The 23,856-nt window shown below is 64.6% G+C and carries 23 protein-coding genes; 17 read left to right on the top strand and 6 right to left on the bottom strand.

What is annotated here, in order from left to right; genetic code table 11:
- The 12 genes from JF515_RS02165 (at position 1) to JF515_RS02220 (ending at position 12,860) form a co-directional block, all read left to right on the top strand.
- Positions 1-942, top strand: a complete 942-nt coding sequence (locus JF515_RS02165) for a branched-chain amino acid ABC transporter permease (RefSeq protein WP_203100555.1) — start codon at positions 1-3, stop codon at positions 940-942.
- A 20-nt stretch (positions 943-962) separates the two neighbouring features.
- A complete protein-coding gene (locus JF515_RS02170) occupies positions 963-2,213 on the top strand; it encodes a branched-chain amino acid ABC transporter permease (protein WP_238400801.1) in 1,251 nt (416 codons plus the stop codon).
- Positions 2,210-2,956: an ABC transporter ATP-binding protein gene (locus JF515_RS02175; RefSeq protein ID WP_203100559.1), complete on the top strand. Its 747-nt coding sequence runs from the start codon at positions 2,210-2,212 to the stop codon at positions 2,954-2,956. Before JF515_RS02170 ends, JF515_RS02175 begins: the two co-directional genes overlap by 4 nt.
- A complete protein-coding gene (locus JF515_RS02180; RefSeq protein ID WP_203100561.1) occupies positions 2,953-3,651 on the top strand; it encodes an ABC transporter ATP-binding protein in 699 nt (232 codons plus the stop codon). Before JF515_RS02175 ends, JF515_RS02180 begins: the two co-directional genes overlap by 4 nt.
- Before the next feature lie 350 nt (positions 3,652-4,001).
- Positions 4,002-5,228, top strand: coding sequence for a branched-chain amino acid ABC transporter substrate-binding protein (locus tag JF515_RS02185; protein WP_203100563.1), 1,227 nt, complete (start codon positions 4,002-4,004; stop codon positions 5,226-5,228).
- A gap of 90 nt (positions 5,229-5,318) precedes the next feature.
- Positions 5,319-6,260, top strand: coding sequence for a branched-chain amino acid ABC transporter permease (locus JF515_RS02190; RefSeq protein WP_203100564.1), 942 nt, complete (start codon positions 5,319-5,321; stop codon positions 6,258-6,260).
- Positions 6,257-7,498: a branched-chain amino acid ABC transporter permease gene (locus JF515_RS02195; RefSeq protein WP_203100566.1), complete on the top strand. Its 1,242-nt coding sequence runs from the start codon at positions 6,257-6,259 to the stop codon at positions 7,496-7,498. Before JF515_RS02190 ends, JF515_RS02195 begins: the two co-directional genes overlap by 4 nt.
- Positions 7,495-8,244, top strand: a complete 750-nt coding sequence (locus tag JF515_RS02200; RefSeq protein WP_203100568.1) for an ABC transporter ATP-binding protein — start codon at positions 7,495-7,497, stop codon at positions 8,242-8,244. The genes JF515_RS02195 and JF515_RS02200 overlap by 4 nt, the downstream gene beginning before the upstream one ends.
- Positions 8,244-8,939: an ABC transporter ATP-binding protein gene (locus JF515_RS02205; protein WP_194296618.1), complete on the top strand. Its 696-nt coding sequence runs from the start codon at positions 8,244-8,246 to the stop codon at positions 8,937-8,939. Before JF515_RS02200 ends, JF515_RS02205 begins: the two co-directional genes overlap by 1 nt.
- A 17-nt stretch (positions 8,940-8,956) precedes the next feature.
- On the top strand, positions 8,957-10,534 hold the full coding sequence (locus JF515_RS02210; RefSeq protein ID WP_203100570.1) for a carboxylesterase/lipase family protein: 1,578 nt from the start codon (positions 8,957-8,959) through the stop codon (positions 10,532-10,534).
- Complete coding sequence (locus tag JF515_RS02215) at positions 10,531-12,096, top strand: AMP-binding protein (protein ID WP_203100572.1); 1,566 nt, start codon at positions 10,531-10,533, stop codon at positions 12,094-12,096. The genes JF515_RS02210 and JF515_RS02215 overlap by 4 nt, the downstream gene beginning before the upstream one ends.
- Positions 12,097-12,131: 35 nt before the next feature.
- A complete protein-coding gene (locus tag JF515_RS02220) occupies positions 12,132-12,860 on the top strand; it encodes a TetR/AcrR family transcriptional regulator (RefSeq protein WP_194296615.1) in 729 nt (242 codons plus the stop codon).
- Positions 12,861-13,045: 185 nt separating this feature from the next.
- Here the strand turns inward: JF515_RS02220 and JF515_RS02225 are convergent, their stop codons facing one another.
- Genes JF515_RS02225 through JF515_RS02245 form a run of 5 tightly spaced genes read right to left on the bottom strand, consistent with a single transcriptional unit; the run spans position 13,046 to position 18,030 of the window.
- A complete protein-coding gene (locus tag JF515_RS02225) occupies positions 13,046-14,248 on the bottom strand; it encodes an acetyl-CoA C-acyltransferase (protein ID WP_203100574.1) in 1,203 nt (400 codons plus the stop codon).
- 52 nt (positions 14,249-14,300) lie between these two features.
- The gene (locus JF515_RS02230; RefSeq protein WP_203100576.1) at positions 14,301-15,221 is read right to left on the bottom strand and encodes an SDR family oxidoreductase; all 921 of its coding nucleotides are present in this window, start codon (positions 15,219-15,221) and stop codon (positions 14,301-14,303) included.
- 39 nt (positions 15,222-15,260) lie between these two features.
- Positions 15,261-15,728 carry a MaoC family dehydratase gene (locus JF515_RS02235; protein ID WP_203100578.1) on the bottom strand — a complete coding sequence of 156 codons (468 nt, stop codon included), beginning with the start codon at positions 15,726-15,728 and terminating at the stop codon, positions 15,261-15,263.
- 19 nt (positions 15,729-15,747) lie between these two features.
- Complete coding sequence (locus JF515_RS02240) at positions 15,748-16,833, bottom strand: acyl-CoA dehydrogenase family protein (RefSeq protein WP_203100580.1); 1,086 nt, start codon at positions 16,831-16,833, stop codon at positions 15,748-15,750.
- A gap of 12 nt (positions 16,834-16,845) precedes the next feature.
- Positions 16,846-18,030, bottom strand: coding sequence for an acyl-CoA dehydrogenase family protein (locus JF515_RS02245; protein WP_203100582.1), 1,185 nt, complete (start codon positions 18,028-18,030; stop codon positions 16,846-16,848).
- Positions 18,031-18,310: 280 nt separating this feature from the next.
- On the opposite strand from JF515_RS02245, the gene JF515_RS02250 reads away from it, so the two are divergent.
- Complete coding sequence (locus JF515_RS02250; RefSeq protein ID WP_203100584.1) at positions 18,311-18,937, top strand: TetR/AcrR family transcriptional regulator; 627 nt, start codon at positions 18,311-18,313, stop codon at positions 18,935-18,937.
- Positions 18,938-18,984: 47 nt separating this feature from the next.
- Here the strand turns inward: JF515_RS02250 and JF515_RS02255 are convergent, their stop codons facing one another.
- A complete protein-coding gene (locus JF515_RS02255) occupies positions 18,985-19,764 on the bottom strand; it encodes an enoyl-CoA hydratase/isomerase family protein (protein ID WP_203100586.1) in 780 nt (259 codons plus the stop codon).
- A gap of 192 nt (positions 19,765-19,956) precedes the next feature.
- Between JF515_RS02255 and JF515_RS02260 the strand changes: the two genes are divergently transcribed.
- The 4 genes from JF515_RS02260 to JF515_RS02275 all read left to right on the top strand — a co-directional run bounded on the left by JF515_RS02260 (position 19,957) and on the right by JF515_RS02275 (position 23,837).
- Positions 19,957-20,634: a histidine phosphatase family protein gene (locus JF515_RS02260; RefSeq protein ID WP_203100588.1), complete on the top strand. Its 678-nt coding sequence runs from the start codon at positions 19,957-19,959 to the stop codon at positions 20,632-20,634.
- 40 nt (positions 20,635-20,674) lie between these two features.
- A complete protein-coding gene (locus tag JF515_RS02265; protein ID WP_203100589.1) occupies positions 20,675-21,883 on the top strand; it encodes an acyl-CoA dehydrogenase family protein in 1,209 nt (402 codons plus the stop codon).
- A gap of 136 nt (positions 21,884-22,019) precedes the next feature.
- Complete coding sequence (locus tag JF515_RS02270) at positions 22,020-23,051, top strand: phosphotransferase (RefSeq protein WP_203100591.1); 1,032 nt, start codon at positions 22,020-22,022, stop codon at positions 23,049-23,051.
- 21 nt (positions 23,052-23,072) lie between these two features.
- Positions 23,073-23,837, top strand: coding sequence for an SDR family oxidoreductase (locus tag JF515_RS02275; protein ID WP_203100593.1), 765 nt, complete (start codon positions 23,073-23,075; stop codon positions 23,835-23,837).
- Positions 23,838-23,856: the final 19 nt, after the last annotated feature.

Below are 23,856 nucleotides of genomic sequence, written 5' to 3' on the forward strand. Positions count from 1 at the left end.
ATGCTCGAAATAGTGATTTTCTCGACCCTGAACGGCATCTTGTACGGCCTGTTGCTGTTCATGCTGTCCAGCGGTCTGACCCTGATCTTCTCGATGATGGGCGTGCTTAACTTCGCCCACGCCAGCTTCTACATGCTGGGCGCCTATTTCGCTTATACCCTGGGTATGCACACCGGCTTTTGGCCGGCGCTGATTCTGGCGCCGTTGCTGGTGGGCGGTCTCGGCGCGCTGGTGGAGCGCTTCGGCCTGCGTCGGGTGCACGCCAACGGCCACGTGGCCGAGCTGCTTTTCACCTTCGGCCTGGCCTACGTGATCGACGAACTGGTGCAGATGGTATGGGGTACCGTGGCGGTCGCCTACCGCGAACCGGAGTACATGCGCGAGCCGCTGTTCACTCTGTTCGGCACCGATTACTCCATTTTCCGCGGGGTGGTGATTCTGATTTCCATCCTGATGTTCGTGGCGTTGTGGTACCTGCTCAAGAAAACCCGGGTCGGCCTGATGATTCGTGCCGCCCTGACCCACGGCGAGATGGTCGGCCATCTGGGTCACAACGTGCCGCGTCTGTTCATGGGCGTGTTCGGGTTCGGCTGCGCGCTGGCCGGCCTGGCCGGCGTGATCGGCGGCCCGATCATGGCCACCGAGCCGGGCATGGCGGCGACCCTGGGTCCGATCGTGTTCGTGGTGGTGGTGGTGGGTGGCATGGGCTCCTTGCAGGGCGCCTTCTATGCCTCGCTGCTGATTGGCCTGATCCAGACGTTCTTCGTGGCCATCGACGCCTCGGTGGCGGATCTGGTCAATGCCATGGGGGCCAATCTGGACCCCTACGGTGAGCTGGGCCGTATTTCCCTGGCCACCCTGGCGCCGATGACGCCGTTCATCCTGCTGGTACTGATCCTGATCTTCCGGCCCCGCGGTTTGATGGGGGAACTTGAACCATGAGCCAGGATATGTCCGTTCCCATGCAACCTTCAAAATCCCGCACCTCCCTGCGTGGCCTGGTCCCCTGGGTGGTGTTCGCCGCGGTGCTGCTGTTGCTGCCGGTGGTTTTTCAGGGCAACAGCACCGCCTTTACGCTTCTCAACGTGATTGGCATCAACATTGTCTTCGCGTTGTCCTACAACATGCTGCTCGGCCAGGGGGGCATGTTGTCCTTTGGCCACGCCGTGTTCTTCGGCCTGGGCAGCTACGCGGCCATGCACGCGATGATCGCCATCGACGACGCCTCCTACGCCGGCGAGGGCTTCTGGGCCCACGTACCGGTGGTGGGCATGCCGGTGATCGGCATGATCGCCGGCGGCCTGGTGGCCCTGGTGCTGGGCTGGCCGTTCTGCCGGCGCGCCGGTACCGCCTTCGCCATGATCACTCTGGGTCTGGGCGAAATGGTGGCGGCGGCGGGGCAGATGTTCCCGTCCCTGTTCGGCGGCGAAGCCGGTATTTACGGTAACCGCATGGTCGGGCCGCAGTGGTTCGGCCTGGAACTGGCGCAGTCCGACGATGTGTACTGGTTCATGGCGTTCTGGACCTTCGTGGCGGTGTTCGCCATGTGGGCTTTTACCCGCACGCCCTTGGGGCGCATGTCCAATGCGGTGCGCGACAACCCGGATCGTCTGCAATTCATCGGCTACCCGCCGCGCAATATCCGTTTCATGATCTTCATCGCCTCCGGTTCCTTCGGTGGCCTGGCCGGCGGCATGGCGGCGGTCAACTATGAAATCATCACCCCCGAGGCCCTGGGGCTGATCCCCTCCGGCCTGGCGCTGCTGATGGCGGCCGTGGGCGGGCTGGGCGTGTTCTACGGCCCGATCATGGGCGCCATCGTGGTGACCCTGATGAACTCCATGCTCAGTGACTACACCGACGCCTCGATTCTTTACGTGGGCCTGGTGTTCCTGTCCATCGTGATGTTCGCGCCGCGCGGTCTGGGCGGCGGCATCGAGCAGGTGCGGGTTGCCTGGCGCGAAGGTGACCTGGCTCGGCGCTTGCCGGGCTGGTTGTCCGGCGCCTTGGCGGTGGGGCTGATCATCGTCGGCATGGTGGTGCTGGTGGAGATGCTGTTCCAGGCCACCCACGGTGACGATGAATTCGCTCAGGTACTGGGCATGGAATTCGACGCCGCCGCGCTGTGGGGCTGGCTCACCGCCGCGGTGCTGGTGGTTCTGGGCGCGGTGATCAAGCGCGCCACCAACAAGCTGCGGGAGGATCAGGCATGAGCGCACTGTCCATCAAGGGGCTGACCAAGAGCTTTGGCCCCGCGGAAGTGATCTGCGGCGTCGATCTGGACGTGGCGGAGAATGAAGTTCACGCGGTGATCGGCCCCAACGGGGCCGGCAAGTCCACCTTCTTCAACCTGCTGTCCGGGGCGTTCGCGCCCAGCGGTGGTGAAATCTACCTGAAGGGGGAGCGCATTGACGGCCTCACGCCGGAGAAAATCCAGCAACGGGGCCTGTCGCGCTCGTTCCAGGTCTCCAATGTGTTCGGCAACCTGTCGGTGTTCGAGAACATTCGCTGCGCCTGCTTCAAGCAAAGTGGCGCCGGCTATGTGTTCTGGCGTTCGGCGGCCAAGGTGCGCGCGGCCAACCAGCGCGCCGAGGAAGTACTGGATATGATCGGTCTGCAGGCGCTGCGTGATGTGCCGGCGGGCGCGTTGCCCTACGCCAGCCAGCGGGCGCTGGAAATCGGCATGACCATCGCCTGCGGCGCCGACGTGGTACTGCTCGATGAGCCCACCGCGGGCATGAGCAACACCGAGACCACCCAGGCCATCAACCTGATCCGGCAGGTCGCCGAGGGCCGCACCCTGATGATCGTGGAACACGACATGGGCGTGGTGTTCGAGCTGGCCGACCGTATCTCGGTGCTGGTGTACGGCAAGATCATCGCTACCGGCACGCCGGAGGAGATCCGCAACGATCCGCGGGTCAAGGAAGCCTATCTCGGGGAGGAGGCGGCATGATGCTGGAAGTCAACGACCTGCACGCCTACTACGGCAAGAGCCATATTCTCAATGGCGTCAATTTCTCCATGCAGGAAGGGGAAGTAGTGGCCCTGTTGGGCCGCAACGGCGTGGGCCGCTCCACCACGGTGAAATCGATCATGGGCGAGGTGCCGCCGCAGGGCTCGATTCGTTTCCGTGGCGAGGAAATCGCCGGGATGCCCAATCACCGGATCGCCCGGCGCGGGCTCGGCTACGTGCCCGAGGACCGGGATATTTTCCCGACCCTGACGGTGCGTCAGAACCTGGAGCTGGGCATCAAGAACACCCGCAAGCCGGGCAAATGGAAGGTGGAACAGTTCCTGGATATGTTCCCCAACCTGGCACGCCGGGCGGATTCGCCGGCCGGCGTGCTGTCCGGTGGCGAGAAACAGATGCTGACCATCAGCCGCACGCTGATGGGCGATCCGGAGCTGATCATGATCGACGAGCCCACCGAGGGGCTGGCGCCACTGATCGTCAAGCAGATCGGCGAGCTGATTTCGGAGATCGCCAAGGCCGGTGTGTCGATTCTGTTGGTGGAGCAGAAGCTTTCCATCGCCATGGATATTTCCCACCGGGTGCTGGTGATGGGCCACGGCCAGATCGTCTTTGAAGGTACCCCCGAGGAATTGCGCGAGGATGAAGCCACCCGTAAGGAGTGGCTGGAAGTCTGACCGCGTGTTGTTTGTGTTCCATCGTCAATGGGCTGGCCCGCTTCGGCGGGCTTTTTTTTGGTGCGTCGTTTTTGAGCGGGGGTGTTACCTATGGTAACCATTGGCCCCCGTATCGGGCCGGCGTGAATCGGATCGTGACGCGCGCGCCATGGCCGAACGACGTCATGGCATTCTCCAAGTTGTTGTTTTCAAAGCAATGATGATGATCTTCCAGCGGGTATGGGAGGCCTGTATGGACAGCTTCGTCGGCTGCCTTTTATTATCTCTCGCGTGAGTTAATGAAGTGAGCGCCGCTCGGCGTCGCCGTTTCGTTCCGTTCGAGCGATAAAATAACAACGTTGGAGAGCACCATGGTGAGACCCTTCCTCAAGCTGTTCGCCGTTTCCCTGGTTCTGCTGTCGGGCCTGGCCCGGGCGGCGGACGCGGAGCCGGTACGCTTTGCGCTGATCGATCCCCTGACCGGCCCGATGTCGGTGGTGGGCCAGCCGGCATTGGCCCAGCTTCAGTTCACCGCCGAGCGTCTCAACCGGGACGGCGGCATGGACGGTCATCCGATCGAGATCGTCGGGTATGACAACAAGATCAATCCCCAGGAAAGCCTGGTGCAGTTGCAAAAGGCGATTGACGACGGCATTCGCTACATCATTCAGGGCAACGGTTCCTCGGTGGGTTCCGCGCTGCTGAGCGCGATCAACAAACACAATCAGCGCAACCCGGATGACCGGGTTCTGTATCTGAACTACGCGGCCATCGAGCCGTCGTTCACCAACGAACGCTGTTCCTTCTGGCATTTCCGCTTCGATTCCCACGTGGACATGAAAATGAACATGCTCACGGATTGGATCGCCGACAATCCGGACGTGAAGAAAGTATTCCTGATCAACCAGGATTACAGCTTCGGCCATACCGTGTCCGAGTCCGCCATGCGCATGCTCAAGAAGAAACGTCCGGACATCGAGATCGTCGGCAACACCTTCCATCCGCTGGGCAAGGTGAAGGATTTCTCGCCTTATATTTCCAAGATCAAATCGTCCGGCGCGGATGTGGTGATCACCGGCAACTGGGGCCAGGACATCAACCTTCTGATCAAGTCCGCTGCCGAGTACGGCGTGGATGTCCCCTTCCTGACCTATTACGGCAGCACCCCGGGCACCATCACCCAGGTGGGTGACAAGGGCGTGGACCGGGTCTACCTGATCGCCGAATATCACGGCGATTTCACCGATCCGGAGATCGCCGAGCGTCAGGTCAGTCTCTACAAGGAGAAAGGCTGGGATTACTACCCGCGCGTGGCGGCGATGCTGGAAATGATGAAAAAGGCCGGTGACGAGGCGGGCAGCGTCGATCCGCTGGCGGTGGCGAAGACGCTGGAAGGCCTGGAATACGACGCCGCCGGCGGCCATCTGACCATGCGCGCCGCCGATCATCAGTTGCAAATGCCGCTGTACCTGTCCGTGCTCAAGGACAACATGAAGTACGGCGCCGAAGGCACCGACTACAACTTCCATCAGGTGGCGCGTTTCGATGCGGATCAGGCGACCCTGCCCACCACCTGTCGCATGCGCCGCCCGGACTGATCCCGCCTTCTTCCGGTTCGATTCTTACGCGCGCTTTTATTCCGCGATTTAAATGGGGCGGCGGCACACCGCCGTCCCGGGAGTCGTTTGATGCTCGAGGTAATCGTCTTTTCCACGCTTAACGGGCTGCTCTATGGGCTGCTTCTGTTCATGCTGTCCAGTGGTTTGACGCTGATTTTCTCGATGATGGGCGTACTGAATTTCGCCCACGCCAGTTTTTACATGCTCGGCGCCTACTTCGCCTATGCGCTGGGGCTGCATATCGGGTTCTGGCCGGCGCTGTTCCTGGCGCCGCTGCTGGTGGCGGTGCTCGGCGCCGTGGTGGAACGCTTCGGCCTGCGGCGCGTGCATGAGAATGGTCATGTGGCGGAGCTGCTGTTCACCTTCGGGCTGGCCTATGTGATCGACGAAACCGTGCACCTGCTGTGGGGCTCGATCCCGGTGTCCTACAGCGCGCCGGAAGCCCTGCGCGCGCCGCTGTTCAGTCTGTTTGGCACCGACTACTCCATCTATCGGGGCGTGACCATGATGATCGCCATCCTGATGTTCGTGGCGCTCTGGTTCCTGCTCAAGAAAACCCGGGTCGGCCTGATGATCCGCGCGGCGCTGACGCACGGCGCCATGGTCGGCCACCTTGGCCATAACGTGCCGCGTTTGTTCATGGGCGTGTTCGCGTTCGGCTGCGGGCTGGCGGCCCTGGCCGGCGTGATCGGCGGCCCGCTGCTGAGCACCGAGCCGGGCATGGCGCAGTCGTTGGGCCCGGTGGTGTTCGTGGTGGTGGTGGTCGGCGGCATGGGGTCCCTGTTGGGGGCTTTCTACGCTTCACTGCTGATCGGCCTGGTGCAGACCTTCTTCGTGGCCCTGGATGTGTCGATCGGTGATTTGCTCAACGGGCTGGGTTTCGCCGTGGACCCCTATGGCGAGGTTACCGGCATCACCCTGGCGTCGATCGCGCCGATGACGCCCTTCATTCTGTTGGTACTGATTCTGATTTTCCGCCCGCGTGGCCTGATGGGGGAGCTTGAACCATGAATGAATCGCTTTCCTGGTGGCGCCCGGTGGCGCCCTGGGCGATCAGTGCGCTGGTACTGGTGACCCTGCCTCTGGTGGTGGCCGGTAACGGCACGTTCAGCATCATCAACGTGGTCGCCATCAACATCGTTTTCGCGCTGTCCTACAACATGTTGTTGGGTCAGGGCGGCATGCTGTCCTTTGGCCATGCGGTATTTTTCGGGTTGGGTGCCTATGGGGCGATCCATGCCATGAATCTGATCGGCGAGGCCGGTTACGACGGCCACGGTTTCTGGGCGTTTTTCCCGGTCTATCTGCTGCCGCTGGTCGGCTTCGCGTGCGGCGCTCTGGCGGCGCTGGTGGTGGGCTGGCCGTTCTGCCGGCGCGCCGGCACCGCCTTCGCCATGATTACCCTCGGCCTGGGTGAGCTGGTCGCCGCCGGCTCGCAAATGTTCCCCACCGTGTTCGGCGGCGAGGCGGGCGTGTTCAGTAACCGCATGGTGGGCCCGGTGTGGTTTGGCCTGGAGCTGGCTCAGCCCGCCGACGTGTACTGGTTCATGGCGTTCTGGACCCTGGTGGCGGTGTTCGCCATGTGGGCGTTTACCCGCACGCCCCTGGGGCGCATGTCCAACGCGGTACGCGATAACGCCGACCGGCTGCAGTTCATCGGCTACCCGCCACGCAACCTGCGGTTCCTGGTGTTCATCGCCGCGGGCGGCTTCGCCGGGCTCGGCGGCGGCATGGCGGCGGTGAACTACGAAATCGTCACCCCGGAATCCCTGGGCCTGCTGACCTCGGGCCTGGCCCTGCTGATGGCCGCGGTGGGTGGTCTGGCCGTGTTCTACGGACCGATGGTCGGTGCCATCCTGGTCACGGTGATGAACTCCCTGCTCAGTGACTACACCGATGCCTCGATATTGTACGTGGGGCTGGTGTTCCTGGCGGTGGTGATGTTCGCCCCCGGCGGGCTGGGCGGCGGCATCGAACAGGTGCGTCTGGCCTGGCGGCGCGGCGACCTGGGCGCGCACCTGCCGGGTTGGCTGGGCGGAGCCCTGGCGGTGCTGCTGATCGCCCTCGGGCTGGTGAGCACCATCGAACTGGTTTATCAGATCAGCCATGGCCGCGACAAGCTGGCGCGGCTGCTCGGTCTGGAACCGGACCCGGCCTCGCCGCTGGTGTGGTTGGGCATTATCACGCTGTTCGCCGCCGGCTATGGCGTGGCGCGCGTCAGCGGACGATATCGGGAGGCACGCGCATGAGCGAAGCATTGAACATTCTTGGGCTGAAGAAAAGTTTTGGTCCCGCCGAGGTGATCCGTGGTGTCGATCTGACCGTGGCCCGTGGTGAAGTGCATGCCGTGATCGGTCCCAACGGGGCCGGTAAATCCACGTTCTTCAATCTGGTGTCCGGTGCGTTCGCGCCGAGCGCGGGCCAGGTGAGTCTGCACGGCCGGCGTATCGACGGTCTGGCGCCGGAGAAAATTCAGCAGCGTGGCCTGGCCCGTTCCTTTCAGGTCAGCAACGTGTTCGGCAATTTGTCGGTGTTTGAAAATCTCCGGTGCGCCTGCTTCAAGCAAAGCGGGGCGGGCTACGCCTTCTGGCGCCCGGCCGGGTCGGTGAAGCGGGCCAACCGTCGTGCCGAGGAAGTGTTGGAGATGATCGGCCTGAGGGCGCTTCGCGACAGCCCCGCCGGCGCCTTGCCCTATGCCAGTCAGCGTGCTTTGGAAATCGGCATGACCATCGCCGGGGACGCCGACGTGGTGCTGCTGGATGAACCCACCGCCGGCATGAGCAACACCGAAACCACCCAGGCGGTGTCGCTGATCCGTCGTATCGCGGAGGGGCGCACCCTGATGATCGTCGAGCACGACATGGGGGTGGTGTTTGAACTGGCGGATCGTATCTCGGTGCTGGTGTACGGCGAGATCATCGCCACCGGCACGCCGGACGCGATCCGTAACGATCCACGGGTCAAGGAAGCCTACCTGGGCGAGGAGGCGGCGTGATGCTGGAAGTCAAGGACCTGCACGCCTACTACGGTAAGAGTCATATTCTCAACGGTGTCGATCTTTCCATCGGCGAAGGGGAGGTGGTATCGCTGCTCGGCCGCAATGGCGTGGGCCGCTCCACCACCGTCAAGGCGATCATGGGCGAAGTCCCGCCGCGGGGTTCGATCCGCTTTCGCGGCGAGCAGATCGCCGGGCTGCCCAACCATCGCATCGCCCGCAAGGGATTGGGCTACGTGCCCGAAAGTCGGGATGTGTTCCCGACCCTGACGGTGCGGGAGAACCTGGAGCTGGGCGTCAAGAACACCCGCAGGCCGGGTAAATGGAAGGTACCGCAGTTCCTCGACATGTTTCCCAATCTGGCGCGGCGCGCGGATGCCCCGGCCGGTGTCTTGTCCGGCGGCGAGAAACAGATGCTCACCATCAGCCGCACTCTGATGGGCGACCCGGCGCTGATCATGATCGACGAACCCACCGAGGGGCTGGCGCCGTTGATCGTCAAGCAGATCGGGGAGTTGATCGCCGAGATCGCCGCGGCCGGCGTGTCGATCCTGCTGGTCGAACAGAAGCTCTCCATTGCCATGGACATCTCCCACCGGGTGTTGGTGATGGGCCACGGGCGCATCGTGTTCGAAGGCACGCCGGCGGCGCTGCGTGGCGATCAGACGGTGCGTGGCGAATGGCTGGAAGTATGAACGGCGGGGGCGGTGGAATGGGTGACGCGATGGCGCGGGTTTCCGCCGGGACGCTACGGGGGCGCCGCCAGCGGGATCTGAATATCTTCAAGGGGATACCCTACGCGCGCCCGCCGGTGGGCGCGTACCGCTGGCGGCCACCACAACCCATGCCGCCCTGGTCCGGCGTGCGTGACGCCACTCACTTCGGTCCGGCCTGTCCGCAGCCGGCGTCGCGGCCGGGCAGTCTTTACGCGCCGGCGCTGCCGGGGCTGAATGAGGATTGCCTGACGCTCAACATCTGGGCCCCGGCGAACGCGCGGGGCGCGCCGGTGCTGGTCTACATTCATGGTGGCTCGCTGAATACCGGCGGTGGCGCCGAACCCATGCTGGACGGCGCCGCCCTGGCGCGCCGTGGTCTGGTGGTGGTGACCCTCAACTACCGGCTGGCGGTGCTTGGTTATCTGGCCCACCCGGCGCTCAGCGCCGAATCCGAGCACGGCGTATCCGGCAACTATGGCCTGCTCGACCAGATCGCGGCGCTGCGTTGGGTGCGCGACAACATCGCCGGGTTCGGCGGTGACCCGGACCGGGTCACCGTGGCCGGCGAATCCGCCGGCGCGCTCAGCGTCCTGTATCTGCTGGCGTCGCCGCCGGCGCGGGGCCTGTTCCAGCGGGCCATCGCGCAGAGTGCCTACCTGATTTCCCATCCGGCCCTGGCTCACCGGGAATGCGGTGAGATGCCCGCCGAGGAAATCGGCGAACGGCTTGCCCACGCGCTGGGCGCGCGGCGGATCGCGGACCTGCGTGCCCGGGATGCCGCCGAGCTGGTCCAGGCGGCGGCGGACGCCGGCTATATGCCGCTGGGCAATGTGGACGGTCACTGGCTGCCGCGTCAGCCGCTGGACGTGTTCGACCGTGGCGAGCAGGCGCCGGTGCCGCTGCTGGCCGGCTTCAACAGTGGCGAGGTGCGTTCGTTGCGTTTCCTGTTGCCGCCAGCGCCCGCCGACAACGCCGTCGGCGAGCGCGCCATACGGGATGGCTATGGCGACCTGGCCGATACCTTCCTGCGCATCTATCCCATCGGCGATGGCGAGGAGGCGCGCCTGGCGGCGCTGCGTGACGCTTTGTACGGCTGGACCGCCGAGTATTTGGTGAGAGCGCGTACGGCACGCGGCCAGGACGCCTGGCTGTATCTGTTCGACCACGGTTACCCCGCCGCCAACGAACGTGGCTTACACGGTTTTCATGCCGCCGAGATTCCCTATGTGTTCGGCACCGCCGCGCGTACCACCCCGCTGTGGCCGCGCATTCCCGACAATGACGGTGAACGCCGGCTGTCGCGGGCGCTGGGGGATTACTGGGCGGCGTTTGTGCGCGACGGCCAGCCCGCCGCCGTGGACCAGCCCCGCTGGCCGGCCCATGGCGAACATCCCCGTGGCCGCTGGCTGCATATTGGCGCGGCGCCAACCCCGGTGGTCGATCCCATGCCGGGCCGTTTCGCGCTGCATGACGAACTGGTACGTCGCCGGCGGCGCGCCGGCGATACCCCCTGGAACTGGAACATCGGCATCGCGGCGCCGCCGCGGTCGAGCGCGACATCGGAGGCACCATGACGGACGGCGCGATGCAGCGTTACACGCTGACCCTGAATAAATTTCTCGACCATGCCGCTAAATGGCACCCGCATGCCGGTGTCAGCGGCGCGCTGGACGATGGCGGGGTGGAGCAAACCGGTTATCTGGTGCTGCGGCGCCGCGCCCGCCGGATCTCGGCGTTGCTGGCCGGTCTCGGTATCGGTGTCGGTGACCGGGTGGCGACGCTGGCCTGGAACAGCCGCGCCCACCTGGAAGCCTGGTACGGCATCATGGGAATGGGCGCGGTCTGCCATACCCTCAATCCCCGTCTCACCGACAGCCAAAGTGCCGCCATGGCGCGTCAGTCCGGCGCCCGCGTACTGATCGTCAGCGCCGATCTGGCACCGCTGGGCCAGCGCATCGCCGCCCTGGCGCCGGCCCTGACCGAGCTGTTCGTGATCGATGGAGACGGCGAGCCGCCGGCCCTGGAGTCGGCCTTGGAAGACCTGGACGATACGGCGGTAAGCTGGGGCGATTTCGATGAACACAGTGCTTCCGGGCTGTGCTTCACTTCCGGCACCACCGGTGATCCCAAGGGGGTGCTCTATGATCACCGTTCCATTTACCTGCAGACCCTGCGGTTGCTGCAGGCGGATGTGCTCGGCCTCGGTTTCGGTGACCGGGTGCTGGCGGCGGTGCCCATGTTTCACGCCAACGCCTGGGGATTGCCATTCGCGGCGCCGGCCGCGGGCGCCGACCTGGTGTTTCCGGGCCGCCACCTGGATGGCGCCAGCCTGGCGCGCCTGATCGCCACGGAGAACGTCACCCTGGCCGCCGGCGTGCCCACCGTCTGGCTCGGCCTGCTTGAGCATCTGGAAGCGCAGGGCGGTGAACTGCCATCCTTGAAACGCATTCTGGTTGGCGGCGCGCCCATGTCGGCGACGCTGATGGCGCGGCTCGAGCAGCGTCTGGGCGTCAGTGTGCAGACCAGTTGGGGAATGACCGAACTTTCCCCCCTGGGCACCATCACGCCCGCCGCCGAGCCACGGCGCGATGCCGCGTCGGCGGGCCGGGTGGCGGTTGGCATGGATCTGTTGCTGACCGATGAGCAAGGCACGCCGCTGCCCGAGCAGCGCAACGTTGAAGGGCACCTCCGAGTGCGTGGCGCCGCCGTGGTGGAGCGTTATCTTGGCCAGCGACACGGTGCTCTGGACGAGCGCGGCTGGTTCGCCACCGGCGACCTGGCGCGCATCGACGAGCAGGGCCGGCTGACCATTACCGGCCGCGCCAAGGACCTGATAAAGTCCGGCGGCGAATGGATCAACCCGGCGGAGCTGGAGGCCATCGCCGGCGCGCTCCCGGCGGTGGCACAGGCGGCGGTGATCGGTCGCCGTGATGGACGCTGGGGGGAACGGCCGGTGCTTGTTATCGAAACCAAGCCCGCGCAAACCATCGAGGATCGAGAAATACTGGACGCCATGCGCGACCGCGTGGCTTCATGGTGGCTGCCCGACGCGGTGGTGCGCGTGGACCGCATGCCACTGGCCGGTACGGGAAAAATCGACAAAAAACGCCTGCGCGCGGAATTTGGCCAAGCTTGACCGGTTTCGCGCCGACCCGACGAGTCTTAACAACGATGACAGCCCGAGAAAAGCCCGCCGGCAAGGCGGCCAGCGGTGCGCGGCGCAAGGGGCCGAGCCGGGCCGAGCGCCGCGCCGAGATGACCGAGCGGATTCTGGACGCGGCGGAGTACCTGTTCTCCCAGCATGGCCTGCATGGCGTGACGCTGAAGGATGTGGCCAGACGCATCGACGTGCATCACACGCTGATCAACTATTACTTCGATGACAAAAAGCAGCTTTTCGACGCCGTGTTCGCGCGCCGGGCGGTGGAGACCAGCAGCCGGCGCATGACCGCCCTGGACGACTATGAGCGTTCCTGCGACGGCGCGCCCACCGTGGAGGGGGCGCTGCACGCCTATCTGGATACCGACCTGGATACCTACATTCAGGGCGGCGAGGGCTGGCGCAACTACGCCGCGTTCGCCGCCCAGGTGGCGAACACCCCGGAGTGGGGCGCGGAGATGATGGACAAGCACTTTGATCCGGTGGTGCTGCGTCTCATCGACCTGCTCAGGAAGGCGCTGCCGGACGCCACGGAGGAAGACATTTTCTGGGGTTATCATTTCGTCACCGGTGCCCTGGTGCTGACCCTGGCGCGTACTGGTCGTATCGACAAACTGTCCGGCGGGCTGTGCCGGTCCGACGACTTTGAAGCGGTGAAGAAACGCATGGCCCGTTTCATGGCCGCCGGCCTGATCGAGATCTGCGAGGGGCGTGAGCCCCCAGCCTGGGATCGCGTCTGAATCGAGAATAATAAAAAGGCCGCGTCAGCGGCCCTCGTGCGGTGATGATTCTTGGGAAGGGGCGTCGGTTGACGCGATCGTCACCACGATAATGGCCGGTGTGTTTTGGGGACACACCGGCCTGCTGACGCGGCAAAGCGTTGCCGGGCCCGGAAAGGGACGGGCCCGGCGATTCGATGAAGCGTTTAGAATACTTCGAACAGGCCGGCGGCGCCGATGCCGCCACCCACGCACATGGTCACCACCACGTATTTAACGCCGCGACGCTTGCCTTCGATCAGCGCGTGGCCGGTCATGCGCGCGCCGGACATGCCGTACGGGTGGCCAATGGAGATGGCGCCGCCGTTGACGTTGTACTTGTCCGGGTCGATGCCGAGCGTATCACGGCTGTACAGACACTGGCTGGCGAACGCCTCGTTGAGTTCCCACAGGCCGATGTCGTCGACGGTCAGGCCAAAGCGCTTGAGCAGTTTCGGCACCGCGAACACCGGGCCGATACCCATTTCGTCGGGATCGCAACCGGCCACGGCCATGCCACGGTAGGCGCCCAGCGGGGCCAGGCCGAGACGCTCGGCTTCCTTGGCTTCCATCAGCACGCAGGCGCTGGCGCCGTCGGAAAGCTGGGAGGCGTTGCCGGCGGTGATGAACTTGCCTTCCGGCACGGACATGCCGTCCTTGAACACCGGCTTCAGGCTCTGCAGCCCTTCCAGGGTGGTTTCCGGACGGTTGCCTTCGTCCTTGGAGAGGGTCACTTCCCGGTCGGAAATTTCCTTGGTCTCCTTGTTCATCACCTTCATGCTGGTGGTCAGCGGCACGATCTCGTCGTCGAACTTGCCGTCCTGCTGTGCCTGGGCGGTGCGCATCTGGGATTGGAACGCGTACTCGTCCTGGGCATCGCGGGATACGTTGTAGCGGTCGGCCACGATCTCGGCGGTTTCCAGCATGCTCATGTAGATGTCCGGGCGGTGCTCCACCAGCCACGGATCACGGGCGCGGAAGGTGTTCATCTTGTCATTCTGCACCAGTGAGATGGACTCCAGGCCGCCGGCCACGGCCACGTCCATGTTGTCCACCATGATTTCCTTGGCGGCGGTGGCGATGGCCATCAGGCCGGAGGCGCACTGACGGTCCATGGTCATGCCGGCCACGGAGGTCGGCAGGCCGGCGCGCAGCGCGCACTGACGGGCCACGTTGCCGCCGGTGGAGCCCTGCTGCATGGCGGCGCCCATGATTACGTCCTGGATGCTCTCCGGGTCGATGCCGGCGCGTTGCACGGCGTGCTTGATCACATGGCCACCCAACTCCTGGGCCTGGGTGTCGTTGAAGGCACCGCGATAGGCCTTGCCGATCGGGGTACGGGCGGTGGAAACGATTACGGCTTCTCTCATGATGGGCCTCGTTGTTTGAATGTCGTTGAAAAGGGTGGGGCGGACGTCACCGTCAGCCCAGCTTGATGCCCTTGGCGTGGGCGGCCTTGGTCAGAATCTTGGAGACATGCTCGCCGCCATTCTGCATCTCGCGGGCGTTGCTCATGTCGCCGAGCTCCTCGAAGCGCGCGGCGATGGCGTCCGGCGTGCGTTCGCCTTCTTCCAGATAGATGCCGTCGCTTTCCATCAGACGCACCATGGCGTAGCAGCCGGCGCCGGCCAGCACGATGCGGCGGTTGGGCGCCTGGTCGCTGGCCAGGAACAGCACCGCCGGGGTGATTTCCGACGGTTCCAGCAGTGCCAGTACTTCCTTGGGCATCAGATCCTCGGTCATGCGGGTGGCGGCGGTGGGCGCCACGCAGTTGACCTTGATGTCGTATTTCTCGCCTTCCAGGCACAGGGTGTTCATCAACCCGGCCACGCCCATCTTGGCGGCGCCGTAGTTGGCCTGGCCGAAGTTGCCGTACAGACCGGAGGTGGAGGTGGTCATGATCACGCGGCCATAACCTTGCTCGCGCATTACCGGCCACACCGCCCGGGTACAGATGGCGGAGCCGGTCAGGTGCACGGCCACCACCTTGTCCCAGTCGCTCATGTCCATCTTGGCGAAGCTCTTGTCGCGCAGAATGCCGGCGTTGTTGACCAGAATATCGACGCGGCCCCACTGGTCCAGGGTCTGCTGGACCATGGCCGACACCTGTTCCTCGCTGGAAACGTCGGCGCCATTGGCGATTGCCTCGCCGCCGGCGGCGGTGATTTCCGCGACCACCTTCTCGGCGGCCTCGCTGGACCCGCCGCTGCCGTCGCGGGCGCCGCCGAAGTCATTGACCACCACCTTGGCGCCCAGGCGGGCCAGTTCCAGGGCGTGGGACCGGCCCAGGCCGTTGGCCGCGCCGGTGACGATGGCCACCCGGCCTTCGAAATTAATACTCATGCATTTCTCCTAAATGTAGCCGCGCCTACGGTGACAAAATCAGCCGAGAATAATCAGGCTCAGCCATTCGCAGGCGATGGCCGGCTTTTCCACGCCGTCGATCTCGACGCTGATGGCGTAGCGGATCAGCAACTGATTGTCACCACGCGGTTCCACGCTGGCCAGCTTGAAATGACCGCGTACCTGGGAGCCGGAACGTACCGGGTTCAGAAAGCGAACCTTGTCGAAGCCGTAGTTGATGCCCATCACGGTGCCTTCGATGGAGGGCACCACGTCCATGGCCATGGCGGACAGCAGGGACAGGCTCAGGAAGCCGTGGGCGATGGTACCACCGAACGGTGTTTCCTTGGCGGCCCGTTCCGGGTCCACATGAATCCACTGCGGGTCCTCGGTGAGATCGGCGAACGCATCAATGCGGCTTTGATCCACCGGGAACCAGCGGGAGGTGCCCAGGTCCTGACCGACCTTGGCTTGCAGTTGTTCGACGTTGAGCGTGTTGTTGGACATTGTCGTGCTCTCCTTAACTTCAGTAACCGCGCAGGGCGGCGAAGCGGTCGGCGCAGTAGTTGGCGTCGCCCAGGGTTTCGCCGCCGGCGCGCGCGCGCTTGAGGAAGAAACCGATGTCGAATTCATCGGTCATGCCGATGCCACCGTGCATCTGAACGCCTTCCTGACCGGCCAGCAGGGCCACCTTGGCGGCCTTGGACTTGGCGGCCAGCACCAGCTGGTCGGCGTCCTCGGCGCCCCGGTCGCAGGCGTCCAGGGCCTGCATCGCCAGCGCCTCGCTCATGGCGACCTCGCCACTGAGCAGGGCGGCGCGGTGCTGCAGTGCCTGGAAGGTGCCGATCAGACGACCGAACTGCTTGCGCTCCTTGAGGTAGGCCAGGGTGCGCTCGAACACTTCCAAGGCCAGCCCGGACAGCTCCGCGGCCAGCACCGCGCGTCCGGCGCGCAGCGCCGCGTCCAGGGCGGCGGCGCCGTCCGCCATGGCTTCGGCGGGGGCGTTGTCAAAGCGCACCCGCGCCGCGTTGCGGTCATCGGCCATGCGCGTGCGCTCGATGGTCACGCCCCCGGCGTTCGGGTCCACCAGGTAAAGGCCGGCGCCGTTATCGCCCTGCGCGGCCACCAGCAGCAGGTCCGCCACGTGGCCATCCAGCACCAGCAGCTTGGCGCCGCTCAGGGTGCCGTTTTCCACCCGGGCCTGGATCGCCTCGGGACGGTGCTTGGCACCGTCGTCCACGGCCAGGGCGGTGATCGCGCGGCCCTCGGCGATGGCCGGCAGCCACTCGGCCTTCTGGGCGTCGCTGCCGCCGGCGCTAAGGGCGGCGGCGCCCAGCACGGCGCTGGACAGGAACGGCGTCACCGACAGGTTGCGGCCGATTTCCCGGGCCACCAGGCCGGCGCCCACCAGACCGAAGCCGATGCCGCCGTGTTCCTCGGGCACCAGGATGCCGGTCAGGCCGGCTTCCACCATGGCCTGCCAGAGCGGCTCGTCGTAGCCTTTCTCGTTGTTCTCGTCGCGCAGTTGGCGCAGGTGCGACACCGGGCCCTTGTCGGCCATCAGCCGCGCCACGGAGTCCTGCAGCATCTGTTGTTCGTCGTTGAGTTTCATTGGTCCGACTCCTTATGCGTCCGGCAGGCCCAGCAGGCGTTTGGAAACAATCCCCAGCATCACTTCGGAAGTGCCGCCCTCGATGGAATTGCCCTTGGAGCGCAGCCACTCGCGGGCGTACAGACCACCCATGGTGCGCTCGCTGTCCCACTCCAGGCCTTCCGCGCCCAGCGCGTCCATCATTACTTCGTAGCGGCGCTTGTTGAGCTCGGTGCCGTAGTACTTGAGCACCGCGGACTGGGCGCCCACGCCCTGGCCGGCTTCCGCCTCGGCGCGGATTTTTCCGACCAGCGCCGTGAACGCGATCTGGTCGATCTCCAGACGGGCGATGTCGGCGCGCAGGGCGGTGTCGGCCAGCTTGCCGTTTTCGGTGCCCACGTATTCCGCGGCCAGCGGGCCCAGGGCGCGGCCCTTGAGGAAGCCCGGCGGCTCGCCGCCGATGTTGTTACGTTCGTGGGTGAGCAGGTACTTGGCCACGTCCCAGCCCCGGTTGAGCTCGCCGACCACCTGGTCCTTGTCCACCTTGACGTCGTCGAAGAAGGTTTCGCAGAACGGTGACTCGCCGGAAATCAGCTCGATGGGGCGGGTGGTGACGCCTTCGCTTTCCATGTCGAACAGCACGAAGGAGATGCCGTTATGCTTGGTCGCGTTCGGGTCGGTACGCACCAGGCAGAAGATCCAGTCGGCCTTGTCCGCGTAGGAGGTCCAGATTTTCTGGCCGTTGACCAGGAAGTGGTCGCCCTTGTCCTCGGCGCGGGTCTGCAGACTGGCCAGGTCGGAGCCGGCGTTGGGTTCGGAGTAGCCCTGGCACCAGCGGATCTCGCCACGGCAGATCGGCGGCAGGTGCTGGCGTTTGAGCTCCTCGCTGCCGAACTTGAGCAGTGCCGGCCCGAGCATCCAGAAACCGAAGTTGCTCACCGGCGTGCGCGCGTTGATGCGCTTCATTTCCTCGTCGAGGATCGCCGCCTCTTCCGGGGTCAGGCCCCCGCCGCCGTATTCCTTGGGCCACTGGGGCGCGGTCCAGCCTTTATCGGCCATGCGTTCGAGCCACACCTTCTGTGCCTCGGATTGAAATTCCCATTTACGGCCGCCCCAGCAGTGCTCGGACTGGCTCTTCATGGGTTGGCGCATTTCCTCCGGGCAGTTGGCTTCCAGCCAGGCCCGGGTTTCCGCGCGGAACGGTTCGAGATCCGACATCTGTTTCCTCCCGAGCTGTTTCGAAACAGCTTTTCATTTATAGGCAAGTCGGTCCCAGAGTATGTTGGCACCATAAAAGGGCGTCCAGAGTGAAAAGCGGCATGGTTAACGGCAGTAATGTCATGATCGACCATGCCGTGTGCAAAAGCGGCTAGCCCGATGGTCGGCGACACTCCCGATTTCGGGGCGAAAGTGCCAAAATCGGGCAATGCCGCGCCCCTGATTTTGCTACAGTGGTGCACATTCCCCCCAATGCGAGCCCGGCAAGAGGATTTCATCCATGGCACACCCCCGGGGCGAGCTGGACGCCAGCCCCCGCGACACCATTCTGGACGCGGCGGCACGCGCCTTCATGGAGCGCGGCTTCAAGGCCACCAGCATTGACGATATTGCCCGCCGGCTCGGCGCCACCAAGGGCATGGTTTACCACTACTTCGACTCCAAGGCGGAGCTGTTCTTCGAGATTCACCAGCGCGGCATGGACGCGCTGGTGCAGGCCATCGATCCGGAGCTCAAGCGCGATGCCCCGGCGGCCGAGCGGCTGCACGCCATGGCCCGCCGCCACGTGGCCACCCTGATCGAGACCCAGCATTTCCAGCGGGCCGTGGCCGAAGGGGTGCAGATGCACCTGCGGGTGAGCACCACCGAGGCCCAGCGCCGCGAGCTGACCCGGCTGCAGAACCGCCGGCGGCGCTATGAGCAGGTGTTCCTGCAGGTGCTGTGCGAGGGCATCGAGGAGGGCGACCTGCACGCCAGTGAGCCCCGGCTGGCGATCAAGCCGGTGCTGGGCGCGCTCAACTCGGTGATCAGCTGGTACCACCCGCGCTACGACACCGGCCCCGGCGCGCTCGATGCCCTGGTGGAAGAGGTCACCACCGTGGCCCTGCGTGGTCTCACCGCGCGCTGACCGCCTCGGTAGTGTAGGAGCGGTTCTCGGTCGCGCTTATTTCTTGTTCAGGACTTTTTCTTGTTCAAGAAAGTGTCGAAGATCGCCCGGGTCTCGTCGCTGAACATGCGCTCGCCGAATAACACCGATTCCTTGTTGATCTGCTCGCGCACCGCGTCGGCGCCGTGGCGGGTGAGCTGCTTGGTGTAGCGCATTGCCTGGGGCGGTTTGGCGGCCAGCCGGGCGCCCAGCGCCAGGGCTTGCTCGCGCAGTTCGTCGTCGCCGCAACGGTAGGCCACCAGGCCCATGCGCAGGGCCTCGTCGGCGTCCAGGGTGTCGCCGGCGAGCAGCAGCCGGTTGGCGTTCTGGCGGCCCAGCCGGTTCGGCAGGATCAGGCTGGAGCCGGCTTCGGGCACCAGTCCCAGATTGATGAAGGCGGTGTAGAAGCGGGCGCTGTCGGCGGCGATCACCAGATCGCAGTGCAGCAGCAGGGTGGTGCCGATGCCGGTGGCGTTGCCGTGTACCGCGGCGATCACCGGTTTGTCCAGTTCCAGCAGCCGGTGCACCAGTTGCATGGCGTCGCTCAGCTCGCCGCTGCGGCGTGCCTCCGGGTCGGCGTTGAGGAAATCGCCGATATCGTTGCCGGCGGTGAAGGCGCGCCCATTGGCGTCCAGCAGCAAGGCATTGAGATCGTCGCGGTCGCGGAAATGATCCACGGCGCGGCTCAAATCCCGGTACATTTCCGCGCTCAGGGCATTCAGTTTGTCGGGCCGGTCCAGGGTTACTTCCAGCAGGGCGCCATGCTCGGTGGTGCTCACGAAGCCGCTTTTCAGGTCCAGGCTGCTCATTGTTCTCTCCCAGTCACGCCGTGGCAAAGCAACGAAAATATCGGAATCTCATTTCATAAAGCAAGCATTGCCTGCCGGATCGGTGGGGGCCGCTTTATGCATGGGATTTATTCCGAGGGATGCAAAATATCAATTTCACTAACTTGGGGGGCTGCTCTAGGCTGTTTCCACCAATGCGAGGACAAGCACCCCATGGCCGAGTTTTTCCTGGTCCGGCACGGACAGGCGTCGTTCGGCGCCGATAACTACGACAAGCTGTCCACCCTGGGCCACCAGCAGGCCCGCTGGCTGGGTGAGTATTACCGCGACCGGGGGCTGGGCTTCGATGCCCTGGTCACCGGCGACCTGGTGCGTCACGTGGAAACCGGGCAGGGCATTCTTGAAGGGCTCGGTACCGGGCTCGACGCCGACGTGCAGCCGGGCCTTAATGAATTTGATTTCCACTCCGTGGTGGACGCCTTTCTCAGTGCCCATCCGGATCAGGCGCCGCCGGAGGGCGCGCCCATCGCCGCCTTCTACCGGGTGCTCAAACGCGCCATGCAGCACTGGCAGGCCGACGGTCTGGAAGGGGCCCTGCCGGAAAGCTGGCGCGGCTTCCACGATCGGGTGGCCGCCGCCATGGCGCACATCCAGGACCGGTACGCGGACCGCCGGCGGGTGCTGGTGGTCAGTTCCGGGGGCGCCATCGCCATGTGGATGCGCCACATGCTGGCCACCGCCGATGACACCGTGGTGGAGCTGAATCTTCAGATCCGCAATACCGGGGTCACCCAGGGCTTCTTCAATAAAAACGTCTACCGCTTGTCGGTGTTCAATCAGGTGCCGCACCTGGACCGGGAAGATCGCAGCGACTCGATTACCTACAGCTAATTACTGACCGGAACCCGACGGGTTCCCATGGGAGAGAACGATGGATTTTCAATACTCGGAAAAGACCCAGGACCTGATCAACCAGGTTCGCGACTTTATCGACAATGAAGTGGTGCCCGCCGAGCACACCTACCACGAGCAGTTGGAAAAGAGCCCCTGGGAAACCCCGCCGGTGCTTAACGAGCTCAAGGAAAAAGCCCGCGCCAAGGGGCTGTGGAATCTGTTCCTGCCCAAGGAGCACGGTGAGTGGAGCCCGGGCCTGAGCAACCTGGAATACGCGCCGCTGGCCGAACAGATGGGGCGCCACCACATCGCTTCCGAGTGCTTCAATTGCTCCGCGCCGGATACCGGCAACATGGAAGTGCTGGCCAAGTACGGCAACGCCCAGCAGCAGGAGCAATGGCTCAAGCCGCTGCTGGAAGGCAAGATCCGCTCCGCGTTCGCGATGACCGAGCCGGAAGTGGCGTCCTCCGACGCCACCAACATCGAAACCTCGATCAAACGCGACGGCGACGACTACGTGATCAACGGCCGCAAGTTCTACATCTCCGGCGCCATGCGCAAGAGCTGCGAGATCATGATCGTGATGGGCAAGACCGACCCGGACAACCCCAACCGCCATGAGCAGCAATCCCAGATCCTGGTGCCGGTGAACACCCCCGGCGTTACCGTCAAGCGCCCGATGTTCGTGCTCGGTTCCCCGGACGCGCCGGAAGGCCACGCCGAGGTGATCTTCGAGAACGCGCGCGTGCCCAAGGAAAACATCATCCTTGGCGAGGGCCGGGGGTTCGAGATCGCCCAGGGCCGCCTCGGGCCGGGCCGCATCCACCACTGCATGCGTCTGATCGGCGCCGCGCAGCGCTCCCTGGAGCTGATGTGCAAGCGCGTCAACGAGCGGGTGGTGTTCGGCCAGCCGATGATCAAGCAGGGTTCGGTACGCGAGGACATCGCCAAGAGCTACTGTGAAATCGAACAGGCCCGCTTGCTCACCCTCAAGGCGGCGGACATGATGGATCGGCACGGCAACAAGGAAGCCAAGGAACTGATCGCCATGATCAAGATCGTGGCGCCGAACATGGCCATCAGCGTGATCGACCGGGCAATCCAGATCCACGGCGCCGTGGGTCTCAGCCAGGATACGCCGCTGGCCGGTTTCTTCGCCTACGCGCGTACCCTGCGGCTGGCGGACGGTCCGGATCAGGTGCACATGATGCAACTGGGCCGTAACCTGGCCAAGCAGTACGCCTGAATCAGTTGAAAGTTGAAAGTTAAAAGTTGAAGCGACACAAGACGCGCGTGCACGGCTTGGGTAACCGCCCAGGCCGTGCACGCGTTTCAACTTTTAACTTGTCGCTTTCAACTTTGTTTTTTTAAGGAGGATGCCCATGTCCCAGGTGGACACGCTGGATACCGAACGTCTCGCCGCATACCTGGAAACCCATGTGGACGGTTTCCAGGGCCCGCTGACCGCCACCAAGTTCGACGGCGGCCAGTCCAATCCCACCTTCCATATCCGCGCCGCCTCCGGCGAGTATGTGCTGCGCCGGCAGCCGCCGGGCAAGCTGCTCAAGTCCGCCCATGCCGTGGATCGGGAGTTCCGCGTGATGAGTGCCTTGCGTGACACCGCCGTGCCGGTGCCGCGCATGCATCACCTGTGCGAGGACCGGGACGTCATCGGTTCCATGTTCTACCTGATGGAGTTCTGCCAGGGCCGGATCTTCTGGGACGCGGCCATCCCCGAGGTGGACAACGCCGCCCGCACCGCCATGTACACCGAGATGAACCGCGTGCTGGCGGCGCTCCACGAGGTGGATCTGGAGGCCGCCGGCCTCACCGATTACGGCAAGCCGGGCAGCTACTTCGAGCGGCAGCTGGGCCGCTGGAGCAAGCAATACCGAGCCTCCGAGATCAACCACATCCAGGCCATGGAGGATTTGATGGTCTGGCTGGAGCAACACCAGCCCGCCGACGATGGCCAGGTATCCCTGGTGCACGGCGATTACCGGCTGGACAACATGATGTGGCACCCCGAGGAGCCGCGCGTGATCGCCGTGCTCGACTGGGAGCTGTCCACCCTGGGTCACCCGCTGGCGGACCTGGCCTACCAGTGCATGCAGCTGCGCATGCCGCAGCAGGGCGGCAACCTGTCCGGCCTGCAGGGCAAGGACCGGTCGGCGCTGGGCATTCCCACCGAAAAGGAATACGTGGCCATGTACTGCCAGCGTCGCGGCATCGACCACATCGACCATTGGGAATTTTATCTGGCGTTCAGCTTTTTCCGCCTGGCGGCCATTGCCCAGGGCGTCGCCAAGCGTGCCCAGGACGGTAACGCTTCCAGCAAGAAAGCCGCCGCCGTCGGTCAGGTGGTCGAGCCCCTGGCGCAAATGGCCATGCGGATCGTCCGCGAAGGCGCTTAAAACGATAACGGGAGAGATTTTATGAGCACCAATCTGTTTGATCTGAACGGCAAGATTGCCCTGGTGACCGGCGCCAGCCGTGGTATTGGCGAGGAAATCGCCAGGCTGCTGGCGGAGCAGGGCGCCCACGTCATCGTTTCCAGCCGCAAGATCGACGGCTGCCAGGCGGTGGCCGACGCCATCAACGAGGCCGGCGGCAGCGCCGAGGCGTTCGCCTGCCACATCGGCGAGATGGCCCAGATCGAAGCGATCTTCGAGCACATCAAAAGCACCCACGGCAAGCTCGACATCCTGGTCAACAACGCCGCCGCCAACCCCTACTTCGGCCACATCCTGGACACCCCGGTGTCCGCCTTCGACAAGACCGTGGACGTGAACCTGCGCGGCTACTTCTACATGTCCGTGGAAGGCGCCAGGCTGATGCGCGACAACGGCGGCGGCGCCATCGTCAACACCGCCTCCATCAACGGCCTGTCGCCGGGCCCGATGCAGGGCATCTACTCGATTTCCAAGGCGGCGGTGATCAGCATGACCAAATCCTTCGCCATGGAATGCGCCGAGTTCAACGTGCGCGTCAATGCCCTGCTGCCCGGTCTCACCAAGACCAAGTTCGCCGGCGCCCTGTTCCAGCAGGAAGAAATCTACAAGCGCGCCATCGCCCAGATCCCCATGCACCGCCACGCGGAGCCCAGGGAAATGGCCGGCACCGTGCTGTACCTGGTGTCCGATGCATCCAGCTATGTCACCGGCGAATGCGTGGTGGTCGACGGCGGTTTCACCATATAAACGGCGCTTGATGGAGGTT

The organism is Alloalcanivorax marinus (genome assembly GCF_016785095.1).
Taxonomy (GTDB): domain Bacteria; phylum Pseudomonadota; class Gammaproteobacteria; order Pseudomonadales; family Alcanivoracaceae; genus Alloalcanivorax; species Alloalcanivorax marinus_A.